Genomic DNA, 24,955 nt, shown 5'->3' on the forward strand with positions numbered 1-24,955 from the left:
GTTTTTTGTGGAAAGGGACTGTATATTTCTACTGACTCATGCATATTTGCACGAATCTATACGGCGACTCTGACAGCTTGTTTAGTTTTATTTTTTACTTATGGCTTACGCCACACTGCGCTATCGCAGTTAATAAAGTATTTACCATTATCTTGCCAGTACAAGCGTAAATATTTTTTTGTACTTGGTAATCTGATATTTACAGTATAGAGTGTTACTGCATTACTGATGATTCTTTCCGGGTTTTTCCATCTCAAATCGCCAATTATAGCTGAGATTCACCTCTCCTATTAGGACTTTTAGGAATTTTTAGTGGTGATTCTAACCTAGAAAACTATGAAACTTATTTTACACAAACATACATTTTTTAGCAAATTAACTAATATTTCTGAATTTATATTAATTTTCTCAACGAAATATTGCCTTTTGTACTCTTATAATATAAATGACATAAGTTTTTGCGATAGCTTGCGTCGCGTAGCCATAGGCGAGGATAATTAACAGTGACATCACCCCTCAAACTTGCACAAACCGCTGACGAGTACCAGATTGCAGAGTTTTTTCGAGAATCAGTTGGTCAGTGGCGCTCTGAAAGACGCTACTATACCTTACCGGAAGGTAAAACCAAGGAAATACAAAGTTTAATCACCATCCGGTTTTTAGAATCAGGATGTGATGAATTACAAAACCTGGGTCATATCCACAATTTAGCGGGTTCGGTGAGTTTAATTTGTGGCGCTCAAGTTACCTGGGAAACTACAGATGTCCTCAGATCCGAAAAAGAATCTCAAGGTTCCACATTATTTGGAGTTTTGGGAAATACCTTGTATCGCAATCGCGGTTTTGCTACAGTCAAACCAATCACAGCTCAATATTACTTCTCCAACCCGAAAACACTCAGTTTGAGAACTGAGTACAACGGGTCAGTGTTTGAAGAGGAGTTAAAACTAGTGGGTAGTAAATACCGCACCAGACAGACAATCATTTCCCGTGCTGGAGAGGAATTGATGATTGGTCAATATTTGGAAAAGAGAATGGACGGTTTACTCTAGGATGGTAAGTGGGGATCATAGAGTAAGCCATACATCTGGCCTGTCTATGGCAAAGAATCACAAAGTCACCCTTTGATAGTGATAGCGTGGCGTAGCCATAGCTAATAATGACTTCCGGTTTTGCGTTGATGCACAGCGGTGACACCATCTTTATTTAAGACCTTGCCATTATCTACCGTGGCATAAACCAGCCAATGGTCACCTGATTCCAATCGACTTTGTACGGAGCATTCCAAATATGCTAAGGATTCAGTGAGAATGGGAGAACCACTTTCAGACTCGTCAGATGGAACACCAGCAAATCGGTTCTGTCCGGGAGCAAAAGGTTTGAGAAAGTGTTTCATCAAACCTATATGCTTACCCTCCGGGAGGATATTAAGGACAAATTTATTACCTGAGTGCATCAACGTTTCTAACGCTCGGTCTTTAGCCACGGCGACGGTTAAACCAGGAGGATTAAAACTAGCTTGAGAAACCCAGGAGGCTAACATGGCGCTGGATATATCGCCTTCCTTGGCTGTCACAATACAAAGAGAACCCACAATCCTGCCAACTGCTTGTTCTACATTTGTGGCTGGTTGGGTGGGAACACGCACCTTTTTAGCCTTTTTCAGTCCTTGAGCAAAGTCAGTACCGGCCTGTTCGCATAATTGTAATGTAGTATCATCGGGTTTAAACTTCACCCGGATAGTATCAAAACCAAACCGAAATCCAGCGTCTTTGAGTTTATTTTCAATTAAATCAACCGCTTCACCACTCCAGCCAAAGGAACCAAAAACCCCGGATAGTTTATCATTAGTAGCCGTAGAAAGGACAATTCCTAAAGCTGTTTGCACCGGAGTAGGTGCATGACCGCCAAGGGTAGGTGAACCGATGACAAAACCAGCAGACTTTTCCACCGCCAGCCGAATTTCTTCTGGTTCTGTAAATTCACAGTTAATGGATTCTACCCCCACGCCAGCCTTAGTAATACCACGAGCGATCGCCTGGGCCAAGGTGGCGGTATTACCATAGGCTGATGCATAAATCAGTGCCACTGTCAAGTCGGATGAGGCTTGTTGTTGAATCCATTGGCGATAGGCTTTAGTCAGTTCGATTAAGCCATAACGCACTATGGGGCCATGTCCAGGAGCATACATTCTGATGGGTACATCAGCAAGTTTATCTAATGCTGTTTCTACTTGCCGAGGGTGAGGAGCCATCAGACAATCAAAGTAATAGCGTCGGTCTTCGTTGATTGCTTCCCACCCCTCATCAAATACCTGATCGCCACAAATATGCGCCCCAAATAGCTTATCTGAGTATAGGATTTCTGTTTGTGGGTCGTAGGTGCAAAGCTGATCTGCATAACGTGGGTTAGGAGTGGGAATGAATTGTAAATCATGACCTTTACCCAAGTTGAGGGTTTCATCCCCCCGCATAACTTTAATTGGTAAATCTTGATTGTCTAAAGTACTGCGTAAATTTTTAGCCCCAGGATTAGAACAGACAAAGGTGATCTGGGGTGCAACTTCCCATAATGCCTTGAGAGTAGAAGCGCGGTTAGGATTGATATGACCGAGTATGACATAATCAATAGTTTTTAAATCAACCCTTCGCCGTAAATCTTCTAAGTAAATTTGCGTAAATGTTTCCCCTGGAGGGTCAATCACAGCAATTTTTTGCCCCTGAATTATATAAGAATTGGCAGTTGTTCCTTTAGCAAGAGCATATTCAATTTCAAATCTCAGTCTTGACCAACTGCGCGATCGCAGTATTGTAGTATCTGTCCCAATGGGAAGGGCTTGAACGTCACGGGGTTTGTCTACAGAGAAAGTCATAGCTTTAAAACTCATTTTTAACGGATCACCAGTCATCAATCATCTTTTTAGTAATGGTTACCGACTTTCCGATGATGGACAGCCGTTAATGCTTCTGGTTTGGATACTCTTCCTTCGTAGATGTGGCTATATACCGCCCAGTGGTCACCGCAGTCCATCCTACTCACAACTTCACACTCCATGTAGGCTAAAGCGTCGGCGAGGATGGGTGCGCCGTTTTGGCAGGCTGAGTTCTCACACCTGCAAAGCGGTCAGCACCTGGGGCGAACCGTTTTAAGAAGTGCCTCATGAGTTTTTGGTAATTACCTTCCTCTAAGACATTGAGGACAAAGCGATCGCCTACTTGCATAAGTGATTCAATCGCCCGGTCTTTAGCGACTGCAATGGATAATCCCAGGGGTTTGAAACTGGCTTGCGCAACCCAGGAAGCTAACATGGCGCTGGATATGTTGCCTTTTTTGGCAGTAATTATATATAGTCCGCCACTGATTCTACCTAGTGCTTTATCTAGGTCTGTATCCAGGGATTTCATAGCTTTGATGCTGCGATCGCGTGTTACCCACTGTCCCAAGTCTGTACCCGCCTCTTCACACAGTTGGTAAGTGTTTTCGGTGGGGGTATCCTTAATGCGAATTGGCGGGAAAACTGTTGTTAATCCCAAGTTACGGAATTTATTTAGTAAAGGATCTACAGGTTCATCGTCTCCGCCGCCGGTTTCAAATATGCCTATGGCTTGTTTTTCTTTCGCAGAGCCTAAAATGGTACTGAGTGCTGCTTGGATATTGGCATTGCTTCCCGCGTTTGGTGTACCCACTACTATTCCTGTACACCGACCGACTAATTCCCTCAGTTCCTGTAAATCTACCCCTGACCCCAAATCTACGACTTCCACCGCCACATCGGTTTTACTAATACCCTTGGTAATGGCTTGGACAAGGCGATCGCCGTAACCATATTCAGAAACGTAAAATATCCCCACCGCTGTTTCCGCTTTGCTTTGGTTTTGGCTCCAAGTACGGTAGCGCCCTATGAGTTCGTCCACATTGTGAGATAATAACGGCCCGTGACCAGTGGCAATCATATCAATGGTTTTTAGTTCCGCCATGCGTTTGAGGGCAGATAGCACTGAGCGCGCATTAGGTCCCATTAAGCATTCGTAGTAATATTTAAAATCTGCCTCAATGGCTGCTAAGTTGTCGTCAAAGGTGCTATCTGAGCAATAATGCAGCCCAAAAGCATCACAGGTGTAGAGAACTTTGGTTTTGTGATCGAAGCTGAATATGGTATCCGGCCAGTGTAAGTTGGGGGCAATGACAAATTCTAATTCATGACCATTGCCTAAATCTAAGCGATCGCCATTTTTGACAATTTGGCGTTTAAATGGTTGATGTACTAAGTTTTCTAGAAACTGGATTGCTACCTTAGAAGCCACAACGGTAATTTCTGGAGCCATTTGCAACAAATCTTTCACTAAGCCGCTATGATCTGGTTCCGTGTGGCTGACAATTAGATAATTAATTTCTGTGGGATTGATTAATCCCGTGAGTATATCAAAATATAACTGGCGAAACTTTTGGTGAGAAGTGTCAACCAAGGCAGTCTGCTCACCTCGGATGAGAAACGAGTTATAAGTGGTACCGTTTTGCAGACCAAACTCAATATCGAAGCGATCGCGGTCCCAGTCTAAAGAGCGGATTGCTATGGTTTCTTGAGCAATTGCCACAGTTTCTATAGTGAGACGTTTTTGAGTTGTGGATACCATAATTGTCCTCCTTGACGCAATGAGTATTTTTCCCCTATTTGTATTGTGACACGCCTTGATTGTTCAGCTTGATTGAAAAAACTATGACAGAGTTAAAAAAATTAAAAGTGTGAAACCACAGAATCTTTGGTTAGCTTTGGAAATTGGCAATTCCCGCCTACACTGGGGACTGTTCACAGGTGAAACTCTGACCCACACCTGGGACACTGAACATATTTCGGAGTCCATAATACAAAAACTAGCTCAATGTCAAACACTCGATGATGTCCCACCAGAAATTTTGCCTGGCCATGTCAGGAATAGGCAAATAGCCCCTGAGAAAACTCCCCATCCTCCTATATTCTTAGCTTCTGTCGTCCCCGATCAAACCGCAATTTGGCAAAATCACCCTCATGTGCGTGTGATCACGTTAGAGCAAATTCCTCTTTTAAATATGTATCCCACTTTGGGAATTGACCGGGCGCTGGCCTTGTGGGGGGCAGGAAAAAAATTTGGTTTTCCCATACTAGTAATTGACGCTGGAACCGCACTAACTTTTACGGGTGCGGATGCTAATGAGTCTTTGCTAGGAGGCGCAATTCTACCAGGACTGGCTTTACAGTTTACTACTTTAAGGCGAAAAACCGCACAATTACCAGATCTAGAAATAGAAATTATCTATTTACCTCCAAGGTTTGCCTTAAATACACCAGAGGCGATTCAAAGTGGGATTATTTACACTTTACTAGCTGGGATTCAAGATTTTTGCATGTCCTGGTGGCGGCTATTTCCTGATGCTAAAATAGTCATCAAAGGAGGCGATAGACTTTTATTATTAAAATATCTGCAATTTAAATTTCCAGATATTGCAGCGCGTTTAATTGTGGAACCAAATTTAATTTTTTGGGGAATGAGAGAAATAGTCAGATTCTTTTAATTAGGCTTTACCGAATTAGTAGTAAAAGTTGGAATTGTTGGAATTAGTCTCGATAAAGTTCTGAATATATCGAATGACAATTCCGCTACAAGAACCAGGCAAATCATTTCCGGCGTGAGCAATTATTTTCAAATCTACTTGAGGCAGCAGGCGAGTGTAAGTTTGAGTTTTAACTACTGCATCTAGTGAATCTTGACCACCTTGTAAAATTAGCACTGGAACTTTCATCAAGTGCAATCTTTTATCAAGTAATTCTGCTTCAATTTCTGAATCTCGCCTCTGGAACAACATCTGACACGCTGCAGGATATTCTAACAAAGTCCGACGCCAACTAAAATTTTTGTCAATTTTTTCTTTCCACCCCGGAATTTTATTTAATCCCCGACAGAATTTTAATATCTTCAAGAAGATTGGTGTACTTTTGATAAATTTTCGCATTTTCCGAGAATATCTTTCCTGTCCTTGCACAGCTACACCTTCTGGTGCTAGCAATACTAAACCATATACTTGCTCTGGATACTTCAAAGCATAGCTAGCAGCAATCCAACCGCCAAGAGAATACCCTATCAAGTATACTTTTTCCAATCTCAGAGCTTGAACAAATTCGGCAATACACTCTACCTCTAAATCAATCGAGTAATGAACATTAGGGTTTTCTGACTCACCAAACCCCAATAAATCTGGTGCAAAGCAATGAAAATTATCAGATAGTGACTCAACTACTGATACCCATTGACTGCTATTGTTCCAAGCACCATGTAAGAAAATTACAGGAGTCCCTTCACCAGCTTCACGCCAAAACAAAAGCCCTTGAGTGAGTTGTCTCCGGGAGTTACGGAATAGTGTATGCACTTTAATCTAAGGTTAAATCTCTAATCAACAATACCGTTTATGCTAGTGTTGTCAAGCCGTTCAAATAATCTTCTAACTGGCGCGTGTGGTCATGAGACATTTTTCCTAGAGGTAAAGAATCAGGTTGAAAAGCCTCGATTTCCAAAGCTTCCAAAGTATCTTGAATCTCCATTTCTCCTTGAACTTCAGCTTCAACCAGAATACAAATTGAATGAATGCGAGGATCACGGTCAGGTGCTGAGTAAACTCCTACTAAACGGGTAATTTTTACCAACTCCAGTCCGGTTTCTTCTCTCAATTCTCGTTTGACTGTTTGAGGAATATCCTCTCCCCAATCCACCATACCCCCTGGTAACGCCCAGCAGCCGTCATCGCGCCTTTTAATCAGGACAATTCGACCATCTGGCAATATTGGGATGATACTAGCACCAGTAATAGGATGACGGAAAATCAGACCTAGTACCGTTTGTACTAAGCGCCATAAATTACTTCTCGACTGGGCAAATGTTGCAAAAAAAAGCAATAACATTCAATCTTAAGTTATTTATTGAGTTTGAATGGCAGAAATCAGTTTTTTCTCAAGACTTTGTACAGTATATCAATGTTCTTATTGATTGCCAAAAAAACATATTAGTGTGTATTTATACATTACACACGGAAGTGATTGACTTTTTGGGTTAGCTATGGCTTAAATACAACTTGATCCACAATAATCAACACCTTGGCACTGGAGAAGCAGTTCTCGGTAGTATTGACATAAATAAATGAAATACGATAGACTAGTATGCTGTTAAAACTATATAATGACTAATCTAGGCCAAAGATATATCAATGACATAAGTAGCTGATGTTCCTTATGTAATGCCTAGTTGGGATTTTTTGTTGTTTATTAAATGAGGTGAACATGGCCAAGCGCCGTAACCCGAAAAAAGAAAAGGCGCTACGTAACCAGGCGTATGCCAGAAAGTTTCGTAAACGGACTACTACAGGAAGAATGCAGAGAAGGTTCCAACAAAGACCTCCTAAGAGTGAGGAAGAAGAGGGCGCAGCCGCAACTGACGCTGAGTCCTAATTCTGTTGACATCTTTTAATTATTTGAGTTTTTGGATTTTCAGGGGGTACATATTATATGTACCCCCTGATTTGTTAATTGGCATTGCGCATTGGGAATAAGCTAGACTAGAAATATCTGCCCATTGCCCACGCTATACTTCTGTTATTCACCAATTTGAGTGCGGGCTGTAGTAATTGCCTGATTTACTTGTGTAAAACCTGTGCCACCGTGGCTATTGCGTGCTGCTACGACTTGACGGGGGGAGATTGCTTGATAAATATCTGTGGCAAATGCTGGATGGAGTTGTTGCCACTCTTCTAATGTTAAATCTTTTAAGAGTTTACCGGCGGCAATAGTGGTTTTCACCACCTGACCAACAAGGTTATAGGCTTCTCGGAAAGGAACACCCCTAGCCGCCAGATAATCTGCCACATCTGTAGCGTTAGAGAAGTCTTCGCTAACGGCTGCTGCTAAACGCTGTGGACAAAATTCCAACCCAGCTTGCAACAATATTGTCATGGCTTCTAGAGACGCTTTGATGGTGTTAACGCTGTCAAATAAACCTTCTTTATCTTCTTGCAGGTCTTTATTATATGCCAGGGGTAGGCCTTTCATAATTACTAGCATTGCTTGGAGATGACCAAATACCCTGCCAGTTTTTCCGCGCACCAATTCGGGTACATCGGGGTTTTTCTTTTGGGGCATAATGCTAGAACCAGTAGCACAGCTATCTTTGAGGGTGACAAAACCAAATTCTTGCGATGACCAGAGGATAATTTCCTCAGAAAGACGGCTGAGGTGAACCATGATTAAGCTGGCCGCACAGAGAAATTCAATCACAAAGTCGCGATCGCTAACTCCGTCCAAGCTATTATCATAAATTGTGTCAAAATGCAATAGTTTAGCTGTGTAATGTCTGTCAATAGGGAAAGTCGTCCCCGCCAATGCACCACAGCCGAGGGGGGAAATATTCACCCGGCGAGCAACATCTCCTAGGCGTTCCCAGTCGCGTTGTGCCATTTGGAAATACGCCAGGAGGTGATGAGCTAAACTCACGGGTTGGGCACGTTGAAGGTGCGTATATCCAGGAATCAAAGTTTCAACGTGGTCTTCGGCTATATCTAGTAATACACGTTGAAATTCTCTTAGTTGGCTGCGGATTGCTTGAATCTGCTCCCGCAGATAAAGTCTAGTGTCGGTACCAACTTGATCATTACGCGATCGCGCCGTGTGCAGCTTTTTACCTATATCGCCGACAATTTCCGTTAGTCTGCGTTCCACAGCAAAATGCACATCCTCTGCATCAATACCCGGCTGAAATTTTCCTTGGCGGTATTCTTGGCGAATCTGTTCTAAACCAGCCACGAGTTGATCCCCCTCTACAGAGGAAATAATACCCGTATGAGCCAGCATTTTAGCATGAGCTTGAGAACCAGTCAGGTCATATTCGATTAATTCGATATCGAAACCTATACTGGCATTAAAACGAGCGATGGCTGGATGTAATGCGGATTCAAATCGTTGACTCCACGTTTGTTCTTTCGTCATAGATAATCTTTTATTTTGAATTGATTTTCTCAGCTGTTCGCAAAATTTGCCCGGTCAGCACAGCAGCACCAAAACCATTATCAATATTCACCACACCCACACCTGCTGCACAGGAGTTGAGCATTGTCAATAGGGGGGCTAAACCGCCAAAACTGGCACCATAACCAATGCTAGTAGGAACAGCAATCACTGGACAATCTGCTAAACCTGCCACAACACTAGGCAAAGCGCCCTCCATTCCCGCCACAACAATGAGAACTGATGAGGCTTGAATCAAATGGCGATTACTAAGTAAACGGTGAATTCCCGCCACACCCACATCCCAAAGACGCTGTACACGCAAACCAGAAAGTTCTGCTGTTACAGCCGCCTCTTCAGCCACCGGTAAGTCAGCAGTCCCGGCCGAAAGAATACTAATTAAACCGCCAATCTTTGGGTCAATGATGGGGGGACTAATGGCGCAAATTCTCGCCAATTCGTAATATCGTAAATCCCTAATCTTGGGTTGCAGTGCGGTATAAACTTCTGGTTCAATGCGGGTTGCCATCACTACCGGGTTACGGTCGCGCATCACCTGCATAATTTGTACAATCTGCTCTGGAGTCTTACCAGGTCCCCAAATGACTTCAGGGAAACCAGTTCTCAGTTGGCGATGATGATCAATTTTGGCAAACTCACCCACAGATTCATACGACCAACTTTTTAGAGAGTCTAACGCTATATCTGGGGTAACTTGACCATTAGCAACCGCTTCTAAGAGCGATCGCAAACTTTCGGGTTGATTCACGGTAATTTTCAATGAGGGAATAGGAAAATTAGGAGGTCATTTTGATTTCATAAATATTCCAGAATGCGCCACCTAAAGCTGAATACTGAATATTTTCAAATTTATTTCGCACTGCTGACAATGAGTAAGGATTAACCAAATAAATAAACGGTAAATATTCTTGGCTAATCTTCTGAGTTTCCGCATAAATTTCTTTACGTTTGGCCTCGTCTAATTCCCTGGCCGCTTGAATGTAAAGTTCAGCAATTCTCGCCTCCCAAGGAGACACCTCCCAGCCTTCTATTGGCTTTTGTCCCGCCTGGGGTTTTTGATTAAACATATGTAATCCCCCTTCAGGTGACCAGACATTAGCGCCATTATTGGGTTCTAGCCCACCAGTCAACCCTAGTAAAGAAGCATCCCAATCTAGAGTATTAGCTAGCTTATCTGTGTAAGTATTCCATGCCAAGGGTGTGAAATCAACCTGGATCCCAATTTTGCCTAAATCTTGTCTAATTTGTGCCCCCATTGCTTCGCGGATTCTGTTTCCTGCATTTGTTAGTAAGGTGAAACGAACCCGATTACCTTGGTAATCTAATAGTTGACCTTGGGTATTATATTTAAAACCAGCCTTTTTGAGCAATTCTTTGGCTTTTTCAGGATTGTAATCGTAGGTTTTTAGTCCCTGTTCCGGAGACATATAAAAAGGACTCTGGATGGTAATGGGTGAGTCTTGAGTTTGACCCAAGCCGCGGAAAGTATTATTAATCATGGTTTGGCGGTCAATAGCATAAGCTACTGCTTGCCGAAATTCAACTGTATTAAACCAACGAGACTTTATCGGGTCTACCAGAGGTTTACCATCTCTTCTACCTTTGTTGAGATTAAACACAACAAAGGAGGTTCCAGTCGCTGGACCGCCGTTATAGATGGTGAAATTACCCTGTTTTTCTTGCTTTTTGAGCAAAGAAAAGTAATCTGGTGTCACTCCCACAGCATCTAAACCACCAGAACGAAATTGCAGCATTGAAGTATCTGTAGATTCGACAATTGGCCATACTATCCGTTCAATATAAGGTTGAGATTTTCCTTGTGGGCCTTTACGCCAATAATAGGGGTTACGCTGGAAAATTACACGCTGACTTGTATCATAACGCTCTAATTTGTATGGGCCATTGACGATGATTTCATCGACAGGAGTATCAACGCCCCACTTGGAGAGAAATATAGGCTTACCTTCTCGGTCTTTTGTTGTGATGGATTTTTCCAAGACATGGGCGGGTAAAATTGGGATTCCTAATGTTCCCAAAAAGGGCGCAAATGGTTCTGGAGTAGTAAATTTAACCCGCCGGGCATCAATTTTTTCTACTTTAGGTAATGCGCGGCTGTCACCTACTCTGAGAATATCTCTAGTATCTGTGGGAATTTCTTCGTTGAGGTAGATGTCGTTATAAGTGAAAACAACATCGTCTACTGTTAGTGGTTGCCCATCTGACCATTTTAAACCCTCTCTGAGGGTAAAAATAAACCCTAATTTATCATCGGTAACTGACCATGATTCTGCTAACACTGGCTCAATTTCCCCTGTGATGGGATTCTGGGTAGTTAATCCCTCGTAAGTTAAACCGAAAATATTAGGAGATTCGGAACTCAGCGCATAATTAAAGGTTTTCGGATCACTGAGAATGCTGTTGATTAATTGCGGTAATTCTGCGGATTTAGTTGGGAATTTAGATGGGTTACAGGCTATAATTGTCATAGCTGTAAAAGCCACTAAACATATGAATAACCAAAAACCTTTTATTGGTTTAGATATTTTGTTACTGAATATCATAATTTATCGTTTAGTTTTATTAAATAAATTGACTAATCAGTTTTTAGCTGATAATAAAACTATTGCATAAGCACATATACCTTCTTCGCGACCAACGGGGCCTAATTTTTCATTAGTCGTGGCTTTGATGCCGATTTGATTGGGTACTAACTCTAAAACAGAGGCTAAATTAGCACGCATTTTTTCAATATGCGGCTTTAATTTGGGACGTTCTGCTACTACTACCGAGTCAATATTACCTATTTGCCAACCTTGTTCCTTGATGAGTTGATGTACTTGAGTTAATAGAACTACACTATCAGCCCCAGCCCATTGGGGATCAGTGGGAGGAAAATAATGACCAATATCCCCCAAGGATAAGGCCCCTAACATAGCATCCATGATGGCGTGAATGAGGACATCAGCGTCACTATGCCCTAATAAACCAAATTCGTGAGGAATTGGGATTCCTCCCAGAATTAAAGGGCGATCGCTGACTAATTTGTGGATATCGTAGCCGTTGCCAATGCGAATATTCATGGTTATGATTGATTGTTTTGTCGTGATGGGTCATTGGGGAATGTCTTTTCCCCCAATTGCTGCTTCTCCTGTTGCCATTTTTGCAGCAAATCGGGACGGCGATCAGCCGTTCTTTTGAGTTGTTGCTGATATCGCCATCGAGCTATTTCCGCATGATTTCCAGATAGTAAGACATCGGGAACTTTCCAGCCGCGAAAATCAGCCGGGCGAGTGTACTGGGGGTAATCTAGCAATCCCTCCTCAAAACTTTCTGACTTCAGGGACTCGACTTTACCTACAGTACCTGGTAGAAGCCTGACTACACCATTGAGCAATGCCATAGCTGGAATTTCTCCCCCGGTGAGAATAAAATCTCCTAAAGATACCTCCCGATTGACTAAACGGAGTACCCTCTCATCTACTCCTTCGTAATGGCCGCAGATGACTACTAGCTGGTCATAATTCGTAGCCAATTCCTTCAATAGGGGTTGATTCATGGTTTGACCCTGGGGGCTCATAAAAATAATCTCTCTGCGTGGTAGAGTTGGCAACGATTCCACAGCAGCAAAGATTGGTTCTGGCTTCATCAGCATCCCTACGCCACCGCCATAGGGTTCATCGTCAGCCTTATGGTGCTTATCGGTGGTAAAATCCCTGGGGTTAAGCAGATTTACTTGAGCAATCCGTTTAGCTAAGGCTTTGGCTAGCAGACCGGAACTTAAAAGTGAGGTAAAACAGTCAGGAAAAAGTGTAACTATATCAAAGCGCACAGTAATTCGTATTGGAGAACACTAATCTTAAATTTGAATGTCTAGCAAACACAATCGCTCAATGTAGGATAGAACTACAGACAAGTTTAATCAAGAGGATTTTCTGAACGATCTCAGAAAATCTCTTGATTTTAGTAGGATCAAAAGTTTTTCTAATTACTTAATTTGTGTTTAAATATTGTCACAAGTACATTTAAATTAATAATCTGAGCAAGTTAACAACTTCAGTGGCTGCATAGGCCCAGCCTCAAGAAAAGCGTGTTAAAACCTGATAGACCGCAATACCAGAGGGGAAAAGGACATTTCGTCAAAGGGGGGAAACCCACCGAACACAAGTGTCATCTCCAGTCTCCCCAGCATTATTTTGCCAGTCTGGAAAAAGTGTACAGGTGAACAACAAGGCACCGGCTTTGAGGAACAGTAAACAACACATGAATATTAAGGCTTATCCTAACGGAGACGCTACGGGAACATGTGGATCAGTCCAGAAGTTAAATCGGCAAGTTACCCCGATGCTAAGTTTAGGACAAGTTTCTCCCCCAAAAAGCGAAGTGCAATCGCTTCCTTGGTGTTAGCCATTCCCCTGAGTGTCCATAGCCATACCTTGTTCTATTCACCTGAAGTTGTTGACAGGAGAAACACAATGCCGCAATTAAAAGCTAAATCGCTGGAAATGAGGACACCCCAAGCAACTAAAACCGCCGTTCTGGTTATCGGAGGCGCAGAAGATAAAGTTCATGGACGCGATATCCTCAGAACTTTTTTTGGCCGTGCTGGTGCTAGTAAGGCCTATATTACAATTATTCCATCGGCTTCTCGCGAACCAGCTATCATCGGGGGTAGATATATTCGCCTATTTGAAGAAATGGGTGCAGACAAAGTCGAGATTTTAGACATACGCGAACGCGAACAGTGCGAAACCAGCCTTGTCAAAGAGTCCTTGGAATCCTGTAGTGGTGTATTTCTCACTGGAGGCGACCAATTGCGTCTTTGTGGCGTACTCTCAGATACGCCAGCTATGGAAATTATCCGCCAACGGGTACGGGACGGACAACTGACACTGGCCGGTACTAGTGCCGGAGCCGCAGTGATGGGGCATCATATGATTGCTGGTGGTGGTAGTGGTGAAACTCCAAATCGTTCCCTGGTCGATATGGCAACGGGTTTGGGTTTTATTCCGGAGGTGATTGTTGACCAGCATTTTCACAATCGTAATCGCATGGGTCGGTTGATTAGTGCGATCGCCGCTCATCCCGACCGCCTAGGGATTGGAATTGATGAAGATACTTGTGCTGTATTTGAACGTGATGGTTGGCTACAAGTTGTCGGTAAAGGAAGTGTCACTATTGTCGATCCCACAGAAGTGAGCCACACCAACGAGCCTCATGTGGGCGCTAATGAACCTCTCACAGTGCATAATTTACGATTGCACATCCTCAGCTATGGCGATCGCTTTCACCTATATCAGCGGACTGTATTACCTGCTGTACACCGGATCGACCGCTAAAACAAGGGGGAGGAAAAATATGGCTTACGCCACGCTACCCTATCAAATTCCCAAAAAACTAGACTCCCCCAATGACCAAGTACCCTGTTTTGTTGCTAGCCCCGCTAACACTAACACAAAAACTGTTCACCATAAACAGTTTAGCGGTCAATTTCAGTAAGAAACTAGAATTTTGGTTCCGAATCTCCATCTACCTATTCCCATGAGAATCCTCAAGATCCAGACCTTACGTGGCCCAAATTACTGGAGCATTCGACGCCACAAGCTAATCGTTATGCGACTCGATTTAGAGAACCTTGCCGAGACGCCCTCGAATCAAATCCCTGGCTTTTACGAAGGATTAGTAGAGGCTCTGCCAAGTCTGGAAGGTCATTACTGCTCCCCTGGCTGTCGCGGCGGTTTTCTGATGCGGGTTAAGGAAGGCACTATGATGGGCCACATCGTGGAACACGTAGCCTTAGAACTGCAGGAATTAGCCGGAATGCATGTCGGCTTTGGGCGCACCCGCGAAACTGCCACACCTGGGATTTTCCAGGTGGTGATCGAGTATCTGAATGAGGAAGCAGGACGCTACTCGGCGAGAGCAGCTGTGCGGCTTTGCCAAAGTATCGTTGATAGAGGTCGTTATCCAAAAGCAGAACTCGATCAAGATATTTTAGACCTACAAGATTTATGGCGTGAATCCTCTTTAGGTCCTTCGACTGAAGCAATTGTCAAAGAAGCTGAAAGAAGAGGTATTCCCTGGACACAGTTGAGTGTCCGGTTTTTGATTCAATTGGGTTACGGCGTGAATCAGAAGCGGATGCAAGCAACTATGACTGGTAATACCGGAATTTTGGGAGTCGAATTAGCTTGCGATAAGGAAGCTACCAAACGCATTCTGGCAGCATCTGGAGCCCCAGTACCCAAAGGTACAGTGATCAACTTTTTTGATGATTTGGAAGAAGCCATTGAATATGTGGGTGGCTATCCTATTGTCATCAAACCATCTGATGGTAACCACGGGCGTGGAATTACCATTGATATTAGAGAGTGGGATGAAGCCGAAGCGGCTTATGAAGCAGCCCGATTAATTTCTCGCTCTATTATTGTTGAGCGCTATTACGCCGGGCGAGACCATCGGGTGCTGGTTGTAAATGGCAAAGTGGTAGCCGTAGCGGAACGGGTTCCGGCTCATGTTGTCGGCGATGGTCGGTCTACCATTGCTCAACTGATCGAGGAAACCAACCAAGACCCTAATCGTGGTGAGGGGCATGATAATATACTCACCAAGATTGAATTAGACCGTAGCAGCTACCAATTATTAGAAAGGCAAGGCTTAACCCTTAAGAGTGTACCACCTAAAGGGACAATTTGTTATTTACGGGCAACAGCTAATTTGAGTACTGGGGGAAGTGCTATAGACCGCACGGATGAAATCCACCCGGAAAATGTCTGGTTGGCTCAAAGGGTGGTGAAAATTATTGGTTTGGATATAGCCGGCTTAGATATTGTCACTACAGATATTAGCCGTCCTTTGCGCGAGGTAGATGGGGTAATTGTGGAGGTGAATGCAGCGCCAGGATTCCGGATGCATGTAGCTCCCAGTCAAGGTATACCCCGGAATGTTGCTGGAGCGGTGATGGATATGCTGTTTCCCCATGAACAGTCAGGCCGGATTCCCATTTTGAGTGTCACAGGCACCAATGGTAAAACTACCACTACTCGACTGTTGGCACATATTTATAAGCAGACAGGTAAAGTAGTAGGATATACGACTACAGATGGAACATACATCGGTGAATACTTAGTAGAGTCAGGAGATAATACTCGACGCAAAGCGCCCATGTGATTTTGGAAGATCCCACTGTGGATGTGGCAGTGCTGGAAACTGCTCGCGGTGGGATCCTACGCTCTGGTCTAGGTTTTGATATGGCTAATGTCGGTGTAGTATTGAATGTATCTGCTGACCATTTGGGTATAGGTGATATAGATACCATTGAGCAGTTGGCTAATTTAAAGAGTGTGGTAGCAGAAGCCGTATTTACTGACGGTTACGCTGTGCTAAATGCCGATGACCATCGGGTAGCAGCTATGGCGCAGAAAACTAAAGCTAATGTTGCGTATTTTACTATGAATCCTGATGCTGAGTTGGTGCGTCAGCATGTACAGCAGGGGGGTGTCGCGGCAGTTTATGAAAATGGCTATCTGTCTATTGTTAAGGGCGATTGGACACACCGCATAGAAAGAGCCGAAAATATTCCCTTGACCATGGGCGGACGAGCCGGTTTTATGATTGCTAATGCTTTGGCGGCTAGTTTGGCGGCTTTTGTCCAGGATGTGACCATAGAACAGATTCGCGCCGGGTTGAAGACTTTCCGGGCCTCGGTGAGTCAAACCCCCGGAAGAATGAATTTATTTAATTTGGGTAAGTATCATGCTTTGGTAGATTACGCTCACAATCCCGCCAGTTATGAGGCTTTGGGTTCTTTTGTGCGAAATTGGACTACGGGAGAGCGCATTGGCGTTGTGGGTGGTCCAGGCGATCGACGTGATGAAGATTTTGTCACTTTGGGGAAATTGTCGGCAGAAATTTTTGACTATATTATTGTCAAAGAAGATGATGACACCAGGGGGCGATTACGTGGGTCAGCGGCGGATTTGATTACTAACGGTATTACGCAAGTTAATCCAAATTGTCGTTATGAGTCAGTTTTGGATGAAACTACGGCAATTAATCAAGCCTTAGATATGGCTCCCGATAACAGTCTAGTAGTAATTTTACCAGAAAGTGTGAGTCGAGCCATCAAGTTAATCAAGCTGCGGGGTTTAGTAACAGAGGAGGTACAGCCACAAAATACCTCCACCACAATCGTAGATACTCAAAATGGGATGACGTCTTCTGTGATCAAGACTTTACCTTAGTTGGGGTTGTAGAGACGAATCTATGGCGTCTCTACTTCTAAATATTGCTGTTCTCCTATGGCTACCCATCCTTACCTATCACCCTGGGCGTCATCATCCTGAGAGTTCAATTCTTCCTTGAACCCCCGTAAGGTTTTACCCAATGCATTTCCCAATTCAGGAATTTTTTTAGGTCCAAAAATTACGATAGCTACAATGGCAATTATGACTACTTCCGGCCATCCTAGTCCAAACATTACGGTTATCCTTTATTCAAGTATAATTAAAGACAGAACTTTAGATCATAAAATTCTCTAGTGCCAAGTTTATCTAAATAGATGAGCAATATTTGGGTTTCTTTTAGAGTATCTCCCAGGTGAGACCAAGGCAGTAAAAATTTTAGAATCTTTTCTCAGTTTTACTTTGAATTTGAGACTCACCAGGTTTAAAGACAGGGCCTACAAACCAACCTTTAACAGTGCTGGGAAAGCAAGACAACCTAGAGGCTCAAGACAACTATTTTTCAACTTACAATTGGGCTGAATTTTAAATTGTTTTTGGTTTGGTGAGTCTATGCTTTCTCCATGGGGATATTTAACCAATCACTTAATTCATGAGCTAGCCATTCCAGTTCCGCTTCAGATTGAATAATAGCAACATCATTAACACTCAGAGGGTATTTTCTCACTCCCACCCAAATTTCTAACTTTGCTGGGTGGAGAATATCACCCATAGCATCTTCGACGTATTGAGGAATACAAGCAATCTTAGTAATACTTTCCCGAGGCGCTGGGGGGAAACCATGCCATTTAAAGCGGAATAATTCATGAGTACAGGTCATTTGCTGCTCATCGAAACGCAGGCGGGTACTTACAGATCCACAGACATGCAATATGGAATAACCGCAACTACACATAATCAATCCCCCTAAGACACCGAGAAAATTGATGTTAAATAGCCCCCCAATTGTCGCCACGAAGCCAACAAAGAACAAAAACATACCAAATAAAACACCAAATCCAAATAAACCACTGAATAACCCTGAAAACCGCCAACCACCCGGGATGAGAATTTCTAGATGATCCCAATTCTGGGAAAGTTGAATTTGACTCCCCACAGGTTTAACCATATTTAAAGGGAGGGGGCTTTTCAACTGGGACTCATTCAAAGCTTTCAGGGCTTCTAAAGCCGAACTTGGTCGCCGTTCTAGGGTTGGTTCAGTCATCCACCTTAACCAGCGAATCAACCCTGGACTCAGGTGAGTTACTTGTTCAAACTGAATGCGAAAATCTTTTTGGGGTAAATCGGCTGGATGATTACCACTGACCAAATAAATTAATGTTGCGCCTAAACTATAAAGGTCAGAAGTTGGAACAGTACGCCCCCCAAATTGCTCTGGAGGCATATAGCCATATGTTCCGACTACAGTTCTAGTCCCGGCTTCTGTACCTTGTACATTTTGCACAGAACCGAAATCTACTAGGTAAACTTGACCGACATGATGAGCGGAGCGCTCACCCAATAAAATATTGCTAGGCTTAATATCACGGTGAATCACAGGTGGATGCATCCCATGTAGGTAGATGAGAATTTCTAAAAGCTCTGTGGCTACCTGTTTGATTTCAGATTCTGTAAAAGTCCGTCCAACTTTGATGTATTGTTCTAAAGTTTGACCTGAAATATAGCTCTGTACTAGAGCAAATCCTTTAAGCTTGGGTAAATTTACTTCAAAATAGTCTAGATAACTGGGGATAGCGGGATGGGACAAAGATTTTAAAATTTTGGCTTCGCGCTCAAATAGCTTGAGATCATCCCATTCAAAGTCACTGCTAAAAGAAAGTAACTTGACGACTACTAACTCCCCTGTGGTTTTATCCCTGGTTAAGAACGTCCGTCGCCCTGATTTCTTTCCTAATAGCTGCTGGACTTCGTAGCGATCGCCTAAGACTTCGCTGATCATTATGATTGCTAATAACGCTAAGTTTTCAAGCTTTTTTGGCTTATGGCTTGTCAAATTGGGCAAGCTGATACATTTAGTATAATTGTGTTTTTCTATGCCTTCCCAACTTTGGCCTTATACTACTCCTGGTATTCCCGATGAATTATTTGAGCATTTACCGGGTATTCCCTTCAGTCAGCGAGAACTCAGACTATTATTAATTTCCCAACTGCGGCTCAAATCTGATTCAGTATTATGGGATATTGGCGCGGGAACAGGGACAATTCCTGTAGAAGCTGGACTACTATGTCCTAATGGACACATTATAGCAGTAGAACGGGATGAAGATGTAGCTAACTTAATTAAGCGCAACTGCGATCGCTTTGAAGTCAAGAATGTGCAAATAATTGAAGGTAGCGCCCCAGACTGTTTGCAGGAGATCAAGTTAGTCCCTGATCGCGTTTGTATTGAGGGTGGAAAACCCATAGAGGATATTTTACCAGCCGTATGGCATTATTTGCCCCCATCAGGTAGGGTTGTGGCCACAGCTGCTAATCTAGAAGGACTATATGCTATTTCCCAAAGCTTCTCCCTGTTACTAGCTCGAAATGTTGAAGTTGTCCAGTCTGCTGTCAACCGCCTGGAGACGCGGGGATTTTCTCAAACCTTTGTGGCTGTTGATCCCATTTTTATCCTGAGTGGTGAGAAACTAGACTAGTTTAGGGGGATGAAAACTGGGGTATCAAGGATAAATGACACTTCATACCTCAGACTTCATCCTTTATACTTCATACTGATTTCTATGCCTTGGTCTCGGATTATTAGTGGAATTGTGGCGATCGCCCTGGCTCTGGGGGCTACCCTTTTGGGTGGTTGGTACTTTACTATCGCCATTGCGGTGGTGGTTCTTTTAGGTCAAGAAGAATATTTTAATTTGGTGCGAGCTAGAGGTATTTTGCCCGCTGCTAAAACTACCATGTTTGTCAGCCTAGCTTTACTAGTGATTTGTAACTTTAATGAAAGTTTGGCTGATGCTGTGATGCCAATAGCAGGGACATTAATTTGTTTTTATTTATTGTTTCAACCAAAAATGGCTACAATCGCCGATATTTCCGCCTCGATTATGGGACTATTTTATGTTGGCTACTTATCAAGTTACTGGGTAAGATTGCGCAATCTTGATAGTTTAGCCTACGGCAATATCTCCTATGGCTACGCCACGCAAGCTATCAGTGGTTACTGGTCTAACATTGGTAAGTTCCAGGAAGAAAGTTTGGCATCCTTATCACCAGGCTTAACTTTAACAGTGTTGACTTTCTTTTGTATTTGGGCTGCTGACATTGGTGCGTATGTGATTGGCAAATTCTTCGGCAAAACCCGTTTGTCTGATATCAGTCCTAAAAAAACCGTTGAAGGGGCGGTATTTGGAATTATAGCCAGCGTCGCCGTAGCCTTGGTAGGAGCCTATTATCTGCACTTGCCAAAATTCCTCTTCACTGGTGTAGGATTGGGTTTACTGATTGGTATTGCTAGTCTGTTAGGTGACCTCACTGAGTCTATGCTCAAGCGTGACGCTGGCGTGAAGGATTCAGGCCAGTTGATCCCCGGTCATGGTGGTATTTTAGACCGCACTGATAGTTATATTTTTACAGCCCCGTTGGTTTACTATTTTGTGACGCTTTTATTACCATTGATTGCAAATCTCTGACCTGTGGAGAATGGGGACTGTAGGCTAAACCATTTACCCCGGATCCAGGTTTCATCTCTCCTCAAGGATTAATCTTAATCATTCCTTGGCAAATCATCTGACCAGGGATCACACTGATTTCTTGAATATCGACATCTGAGCCAAGATTCAGATTGTAACTGTGCTCATCCTTTAACAGAGATGCTTCGTTTTGCATGACTTGGATATTGTCTAGCTTCAACTCATGACCGCCAATTAAGGAGCAATTGAAATTAATTTCCAGATGCGTGGCTTCACTTGCATATGATATAATGCACTTGAGGAGAATTTTATTATTATCAAGTATTATTCTTTGCCAAGAAATTGGCTTGGCTCTCAAACCAATTTCTGGTAATATTTTCAACAATAGATCATTTAAACCAGTAGAGAATAATTCAGATGAGAGAGAACTATTCAGGTCTTTCTCGTCTACCATTAATTGAACAGAAACTGGTACTATTTTTAATAGTCTTAGTGCCTGTCCCTTGAGTATTGAGGCGATGTTTACCTGAATATTTTCTGCTAACAGTTGAATTTGTGTGAGATGAATACCTTGATACACTGCATTAGTCGCAAAAATAGATACCCAAGGAACACAACCAGAGAGAATTTGGCGATCGCTCGCTTTAATTTCTACATCTAACTGCGATACTTGGCTGACCTGTGATTTTAACCACAGTTTGAGGGCTGTTGTCAGTGTATGTGTGATGATCCGGATTTTAGGTGGATTTTTGCTTAGGGAATTTTTCTCGGACATTGAACAACTAGGTTGATGGGTACTCGCTCAATAACTAACTGAGGCGAAATTAGCCTTAAATGTAACATTTATCTCTATTCTGCACAAAATTTAAATCATATGATTATTTAAATCGAAAAGACTATACACAGTAATTTCATTATGGAGGAACGGGTACAAAAGATTCTAGCTCAGTGGGGGATTGCCTCACGTCGTGAAGCTGAAGAAATGATTCGGCGATCGCGAGTGCGGATCAATGGTGTCACAGCACATTTAGGTCAAAAACTTGATCCAGAAAAAGATAAAATTGCCGTAGATGGTCAGCCAGTTTCTGCCCAACGGCGTCCACCCTTGATATATTTATTACTACACAAACCTGCGGGAGTAGTTTCTACTTGTGACGACCCCCAAGGAAGAAAAACAGTTTTGGATTTACTCGCACCCGAGTTACGCCAGGGTTCAGGTTTGCACCCAGTTGGTCGTTTAGATGCACAATCAACAGGAGCATTAATCCTGACAAATGATGGAAATCTCACATTTGGACTCACCCATCCACGTCACAGGATTCCTAAGACTTATCGGGTACTAGTAAAGGGACATCCCCCGGAAGCGGTGCTAGAAATGTGGCGTGAAGGGGTTGTCTTGGGGGGAAAAAAAACACTTCCTGCTACAGTAAATTTTATAGGAACTATTGCCAAAAATAGCCATTTAGAAATAGTTTTAAAAGAGGGGAGAAACCGACAGATTCGCCGTGTAGCTGAACAGTTGGGATATCCAGTAATTAAGCTACATCGTACTGCCATAGGTCCGATTCAATTAAAAAGGCCAAATTTGCCCTTATTACATGAGGGTAAATATCGTTCACTTAATGATGCTGAAGTTCGCTTTTTGCAAAAACAAATTAAGCATCTACCCGTTAAAGATTGAGATGAGATCAGGAATGGAACGAAAGCATGAAGTGGCTCAAAAGTAAAGATAAACCCGAAATTAGAGTTTCATTAAAACAACAACAATCGGAAAAATTGGCAGAACTGGGAGCTTACCTGTTGGCTGTCCGTCAAGAAAGAAGTTTATCACAAGAAGACATAGTAATTTTAACCAAAATTCCCCAGAAACTCTTAGATTCCATTGAACAAGGTAAATTAGATGATCTGCCAGAACCAGTTTATATTAGAGCTTTAATCAGACAATTTGCCGAAGCATTAGGCTTAAATGGAGTAGAATTGTCCAATACTTTTCCTCTGGGTTTTCCACCCGTGAGTTTAGCACCTACTGGGAAAGTTCATTTAAGTGGTCTACTACGTCCTGTTCATCTTTACTTACTTTACATACTTGTCATTGTATGCTCTGTAAGTAGCTTATCTCGCCTGCTAAATAATACTACTCTGAGCGATAGCAATCAACAGCCAAAACAAGAAACTGTGTTAAAACCACAGCACAATCAAGTAAATTCCCAAGCATCAAACCAGTTCCAAAGTGTTAGCGGTAGATTGAATCGCATCAATAACAGTGACTCACTGCATATTGGTGTGACATTAAAAGCATCATCATGGATTCGTATTATAGCTGATGGCAAAATTGAGTTTGAAGGCGTTCTCCCAGAAGGAAGTCAGCGCAGTTGGAAAGCCCAACAGCAACTAACGGTGAAAACCAATAATGCGGGTAGCGTATTAATCAGTGTCAATCAGCAAGAAGCTAAACAAATGGGAGAACCGGGGAAAGAGAGAGAAATCAAGATTGCTGCTAGACCAAAGTCCTGAGGAATAAACAGCTGTTTATTCCTCACTTCTCCTGGGGTGCGCGTCCATAAAGTTGAGTCAGATTTTTCAGACGCTCTCCTAGTTCTCTTGTTAACAATGAGGACTGGTAACGCCAACCCCAGTTACCCTCAGCAGTGCTAGGAAAGTTCATTCGCGCCTCGCTTGCTAAACCTAAGATATCCTGCAAAGGAATAATTGCTTGATTAGCGATGGAACTCAAAGCCAGTCGAATTACATCCCAGTGGACACCTTCTGGACTAATACAACCTAAATAAAGTAATAAATTGCGCTTTTCCCAATCGTTAGCTTGATTAAACCAGCCTACAGTTGTGTCATTATCGTGAGTACCCGTATAAACTACAGCATTACGTGTATGGTTAAAAGGTAAAAAAGGATTACCGGGATCAGAACCAAAAGCAAACTGCAAAACTTTCATCCCAGGAAATTCATACTTGTCCCGTAATGCTTCTACTTCTGGGGTAATTACCCCCAAATCTTCCGCTAAAACTGGTAGTGTACCTAGTTTCGCTTTAATCGCATCAAATAAGTCATCTCCTGGAGCTTTCAACCACTCTCCATTCATGGCTGTCTCTTCTCCCCTTTCCACAGCCCAGTAGGCTTCAAATCCGCGGAAATGGTCAATGCGAATCACATCTATATAATCGAGCATCGCTTCAAAGCGACCCACCCACCATTTAAAATCTTGTTTTTTTAATTCTTCCCAGTTATAAACAGGATTACCCCATAATTGACCAGTTTCACTAAAGTAATCCGGTGGAACTCCCGCCATTAAAGCCGGTTCTCTCGTTTCTTCATCAAGACAAAATATCTCGGGGTGAGCCCACACATCAGCACTATCTTGGGCTACATAAATGGGAATATCGCCAATAATGTAAATGCCGCTCATATTGGCATAAGATTTAAGTTCAGACCATTGGCGGAAAAATTCAAATTGGAGAAACTTATAATAGAAGATTTCCGATTTTAATTTTTCCCTAGCTTTATCTATTGCTGCTGGTTCACGCTTGACCAGTTCCGCCTCCCAAGTATGCCAACTGGTATTATTATGAGTGTCTTTGAGCGCCATAAATAAGGCGTAATCATCTAACCAATAGGCTTTGCTGTCACAAAAACCAGCAAATTCCTTTTGTTGTAAAGGTGTAGCCTTAACTTGAAAATGATTACAAGCTTTTTGTAGCAAAGCAGTCTTGAGAGACTTGACTCCCTCATAGTCTATCTGAGAGTCGTTAAATACTGGTAAATTAGCAAAGTCCTCTTCAGTTAGTAAACCTTGCTCTTGCAGCTGTTCTGGACTGATGAGCATAGGGTTTCCCGCCATGGCTGAATATGCAGCATAAGGAGAATTACCGTATCCCGTTGGTCCTAAAGGTAAAACTTGCCAATATTGCTGGTAACTCTCTCTGAGGAAATCAATAAATTTATAGGCTTCTAAGCCTAAATCTCCAATACCAAATCGGCTGGGGAAGGATGTAGGATGCAATAAAATACCACTGGATCTAGGAAAAGGCATA

At 42.8% G+C, this 24,955-nt stretch carries 21 protein-coding genes and 2 pseudogenes; 10 read left to right on the top strand and 13 right to left on the bottom strand.

Annotated elements, in window-relative coordinates; genetic code table 11:
* The first annotated feature begins 503 nt into the window (after positions 1-503).
* The gene (locus AC6IZ0_RS10490) at positions 504-1,052 is read left to right on the top strand and encodes a phycobiliprotein lyase (RefSeq protein WP_271731728.1); all 549 of its coding nucleotides are present in this window, start codon (positions 504-506) and stop codon (positions 1,050-1,052) included.
* A gap of 101 nt (positions 1,053-1,153) precedes the next feature.
* On the opposite strand, the gene AC6IZ0_RS10495 is transcribed toward AC6IZ0_RS10490, so the two are convergent.
* Positions 1,154-2,887 (bottom strand): diflavin flavoprotein, encoded by a 1,734-nt coding sequence (locus tag AC6IZ0_RS10495; protein ID WP_497722858.1) that lies wholly within the window; start codon positions 2,885-2,887, stop codon positions 1,154-1,156.
* 32 nt (positions 2,888-2,919) lie between these two features.
* A pseudogene (locus AC6IZ0_RS10500) lies at positions 2,920-4,634 on the bottom strand (diflavin flavoprotein).
* Between the two features lie 109 nt (positions 4,635-4,743).
* On the opposite strand from AC6IZ0_RS10500, the gene AC6IZ0_RS10505 reads away from it, so the two are divergent.
* Positions 4,744-5,550, top strand: coding sequence for a pantothenate kinase (locus tag AC6IZ0_RS10505; RefSeq protein ID WP_497722859.1), 807 nt, complete (start codon positions 4,744-4,746; stop codon positions 5,548-5,550).
* A 15-nt stretch (positions 5,551-5,565) separates the two neighbouring features.
* On the opposite strand, the gene AC6IZ0_RS10510 is transcribed toward AC6IZ0_RS10505, so the two are convergent.
* Positions 5,566-6,402, bottom strand: a complete 837-nt coding sequence (locus tag AC6IZ0_RS10510) for an alpha/beta fold hydrolase (RefSeq protein ID WP_497722860.1) — start codon at positions 6,400-6,402, stop codon at positions 5,566-5,568.
* Between the two features lie 37 nt (positions 6,403-6,439).
* Entirely contained in the window at positions 6,440-6,931 is a 492-nt protein-coding gene (locus AC6IZ0_RS10515) for an NUDIX hydrolase (RefSeq protein WP_271731733.1), read from the bottom strand.
* 375 nt (positions 6,932-7,306) lie between these two features.
* On the opposite strand from AC6IZ0_RS10515, the gene AC6IZ0_RS10520 reads away from it, so the two are divergent.
* Positions 7,307-7,474, top strand: coding sequence for an Asl3888 family RNA-binding protein (locus tag AC6IZ0_RS10520; RefSeq protein WP_271731734.1), 168 nt, complete (start codon positions 7,307-7,309; stop codon positions 7,472-7,474).
* A gap of 144 nt (positions 7,475-7,618) precedes the next feature.
* Here the strand turns inward: AC6IZ0_RS10520 and argH are convergent, their stop codons facing one another.
* Genes argH through trmD form a run of 5 tightly spaced genes read right to left on the bottom strand, consistent with a single transcriptional unit; the run spans position 7,619 to position 12,872 of the window.
* A complete protein-coding gene (gene argH, locus AC6IZ0_RS10525) occupies positions 7,619-9,004 on the bottom strand; it encodes an argininosuccinate lyase (protein WP_271731735.1) in 1,386 nt (461 codons plus the stop codon).
* Between the two features lie 10 nt (positions 9,005-9,014).
* Complete coding sequence (gene larB / locus AC6IZ0_RS10530) at positions 9,015-9,791, bottom strand: nickel pincer cofactor biosynthesis protein LarB (RefSeq protein ID WP_497722862.1); 777 nt, start codon at positions 9,789-9,791, stop codon at positions 9,015-9,017.
* Between the two features lie 28 nt (positions 9,792-9,819).
* Positions 9,820-11,604 (bottom strand): ABC transporter substrate-binding protein, encoded by a 1,785-nt coding sequence (locus tag AC6IZ0_RS10535; protein ID WP_497722863.1) that lies wholly within the window; start codon positions 11,602-11,604, stop codon positions 9,820-9,822.
* Positions 11,605-11,640: 36 nt separating this feature from the next.
* Positions 11,641-12,123 (bottom strand): 2-C-methyl-D-erythritol 2,4-cyclodiphosphate synthase, encoded by a 483-nt coding sequence (gene ispF, locus AC6IZ0_RS10540; protein ID WP_271731740.1) that lies wholly within the window; start codon positions 12,121-12,123, stop codon positions 11,641-11,643.
* 2 nt (positions 12,124-12,125) lie between these two features.
* Positions 12,126-12,872 (bottom strand): tRNA (guanosine(37)-N1)-methyltransferase TrmD, encoded by a 747-nt coding sequence (gene trmD, locus AC6IZ0_RS10545; protein WP_497722864.1) that lies wholly within the window; start codon positions 12,870-12,872, stop codon positions 12,126-12,128.
* Positions 12,873-13,515: 643 nt separating this feature from the next.
* Here trmD and AC6IZ0_RS10550 point away from each other — a divergent pair.
* From AC6IZ0_RS10550 to cphA, 3 genes and pseudogenes are all read left to right on the top strand, one after another.
* Positions 13,516-14,379 carry a cyanophycinase gene (locus tag AC6IZ0_RS10550; RefSeq protein ID WP_271731775.1) on the top strand — a complete coding sequence of 288 codons (864 nt, stop codon included), beginning with the start codon at positions 13,516-13,518 and terminating at the stop codon, positions 14,377-14,379.
* 19 nt (positions 14,380-14,398) lie between these two features.
* Complete coding sequence (locus tag AC6IZ0_RS10555) at positions 14,399-14,539, top strand: hypothetical protein (protein ID WP_271731743.1); 141 nt, start codon at positions 14,399-14,401, stop codon at positions 14,537-14,539.
* A gap of 42 nt (positions 14,540-14,581) precedes the next feature.
* A pseudogene (gene cphA, locus AC6IZ0_RS10560) lies at positions 14,582-17,283 on the top strand (cyanophycin synthetase).
* A 71-nt stretch (positions 17,284-17,354) separates the two neighbouring features.
* Here cphA and tatA read toward each other — a convergent pair.
* Complete coding sequence (gene tatA / locus AC6IZ0_RS10565; protein ID WP_497722866.1) at positions 17,355-17,519, bottom strand: twin-arginine translocase TatA/TatE family subunit; 165 nt, start codon at positions 17,517-17,519, stop codon at positions 17,355-17,357.
* Between the two features lie 314 nt (positions 17,520-17,833).
* Positions 17,834-19,222: a serine/threonine protein kinase gene (locus AC6IZ0_RS10570; protein ID WP_497722867.1), complete on the bottom strand. Its 1,389-nt coding sequence runs from the start codon at positions 19,220-19,222 to the stop codon at positions 17,834-17,836.
* A gap of 94 nt (positions 19,223-19,316) precedes the next feature.
* Between AC6IZ0_RS10570 and cbiT the strand changes: the two genes are divergently transcribed.
* The gene (cbiT, locus tag AC6IZ0_RS10575; RefSeq protein WP_497722869.1) at positions 19,317-19,919 is read left to right on the top strand and encodes a precorrin-6Y C5,15-methyltransferase subunit CbiT; all 603 of its coding nucleotides are present in this window, start codon (positions 19,317-19,319) and stop codon (positions 19,917-19,919) included.
* 84 nt (positions 19,920-20,003) lie between these two features.
* Complete coding sequence (locus AC6IZ0_RS10580; RefSeq protein WP_497722871.1) at positions 20,004-20,909, top strand: phosphatidate cytidylyltransferase; 906 nt, start codon at positions 20,004-20,006, stop codon at positions 20,907-20,909.
* Between the two features lie 61 nt (positions 20,910-20,970).
* Here the strand turns inward: AC6IZ0_RS10580 and AC6IZ0_RS10585 are convergent, their stop codons facing one another.
* The gene (locus AC6IZ0_RS10585) at positions 20,971-21,684 is read right to left on the bottom strand and encodes an LmeA family phospholipid-binding protein (protein ID WP_497722872.1); all 714 of its coding nucleotides are present in this window, start codon (positions 21,682-21,684) and stop codon (positions 20,971-20,973) included.
* Between the two features lie 141 nt (positions 21,685-21,825).
* Between AC6IZ0_RS10585 and AC6IZ0_RS10590 the strand changes: the two genes are divergently transcribed.
* Together AC6IZ0_RS10590 and AC6IZ0_RS10595 are read left to right on the top strand one after the other, a co-directional pair.
* Positions 21,826-22,590, top strand: a complete 765-nt coding sequence (locus AC6IZ0_RS10590; RefSeq protein ID WP_271731751.1) for a pseudouridine synthase — start codon at positions 21,826-21,828, stop codon at positions 22,588-22,590.
* Between the two features lie 26 nt (positions 22,591-22,616).
* Positions 22,617-23,423 (top strand): helix-turn-helix domain-containing protein, encoded by an 807-nt coding sequence (locus AC6IZ0_RS10595; protein WP_271731752.1) that lies wholly within the window; start codon positions 22,617-22,619, stop codon positions 23,421-23,423.
* Between the two features lie 22 nt (positions 23,424-23,445).
* Here the strand turns inward: AC6IZ0_RS10595 and malQ are convergent, their stop codons facing one another.
* Positions 23,446-24,954, bottom strand: coding sequence for a 4-alpha-glucanotransferase (malQ, locus tag AC6IZ0_RS10600; RefSeq protein ID WP_497722875.1), 1,509 nt, complete (start codon positions 24,952-24,954; stop codon positions 23,446-23,448).
* Position 24,955 lies beyond the last annotated feature (1 nt).

Source organism: Anabaenopsis sp. NIES-4685 (genome assembly GCF_059725405.1).

Bases quoted from the DNA above. Each gene is read 5' to 3' on its own strand.
- malQ (WP_497722875.1), bottom strand. From the start codon at position 24,954: ATGCCTTTTCCTAGATCCAGTGGTATTTTATTGCATCCTACATCCTTC.
- AC6IZ0_RS10590 (WP_271731751.1), top strand. From the start codon at position 21,826: ATGGAGGAACGGGTACAAAAGATTCTAGCTCAGTGGGGGATTGCCTCA.
- tatA (WP_497722866.1), bottom strand. From the start codon at position 17,519: ATGTTTGGACTAGGATGGCCGGAAGTAGTCATAATTGCCATTGTAGCT.
- AC6IZ0_RS10550 (WP_271731775.1), top strand. From the start codon at position 13,516: ATGCCGCAATTAAAAGCTAAATCGCTGGAAATGAGGACACCCCAAGCA.
- AC6IZ0_RS10535 (WP_497722863.1), bottom strand. From the start codon at position 11,604: ATGATATTCAGTAACAAAATATCTAAACCAATAAAAGGTTTTTGGTTA.
- AC6IZ0_RS10555 (WP_271731743.1), top strand. From the start codon at position 14,399: ATGGCTTACGCCACGCTACCCTATCAAATTCCCAAAAAACTAGACTCC.
- AC6IZ0_RS10595 (WP_271731752.1), top strand. From the start codon at position 22,617: ATGAAGTGGCTCAAAAGTAAAGATAAACCCGAAATTAGAGTTTCATTA.
- AC6IZ0_RS10495 (WP_497722858.1), bottom strand. From the start codon at position 2,887: ATGAGTTTTAAAGCTATGACTTTCTCTGTAGACAAACCCCGTGACGTT.
- AC6IZ0_RS10515 (WP_271731733.1), bottom strand. From the start codon at position 6,931: ATGTTATTGCTTTTTTTTGCAACATTTGCCCAGTCGAGAAGTAATTTA.
- AC6IZ0_RS10520 (WP_271731734.1), top strand. From the start codon at position 7,307: ATGGCCAAGCGCCGTAACCCGAAAAAAGAAAAGGCGCTACGTAACCAG.
- AC6IZ0_RS10570 (WP_497722867.1), bottom strand. From the start codon at position 19,222: ATGATCAGCGAAGTCTTAGGCGATCGCTACGAAGTCCAGCAGCTATTA.
- AC6IZ0_RS10585 (WP_497722872.1), bottom strand. From the start codon at position 21,684: ATGTCCGAGAAAAATTCCCTAAGCAAAAATCCACCTAAAATCCGGATC.
- ispF (WP_271731740.1), bottom strand. From the start codon at position 12,123: ATGAATATTCGCATTGGCAACGGCTACGATATCCACAAATTAGTCAGC.
- argH (WP_271731735.1), bottom strand. From the start codon at position 9,004: ATGACGAAAGAACAAACGTGGAGTCAACGATTTGAATCCGCATTACAT.
- cbiT (WP_497722869.1), top strand. From the start codon at position 19,317: ATGCCTTCCCAACTTTGGCCTTATACTACTCCTGGTATTCCCGATGAA.
- AC6IZ0_RS10580 (WP_497722871.1), top strand. From the start codon at position 20,004: ATGCCTTGGTCTCGGATTATTAGTGGAATTGTGGCGATCGCCCTGGCT.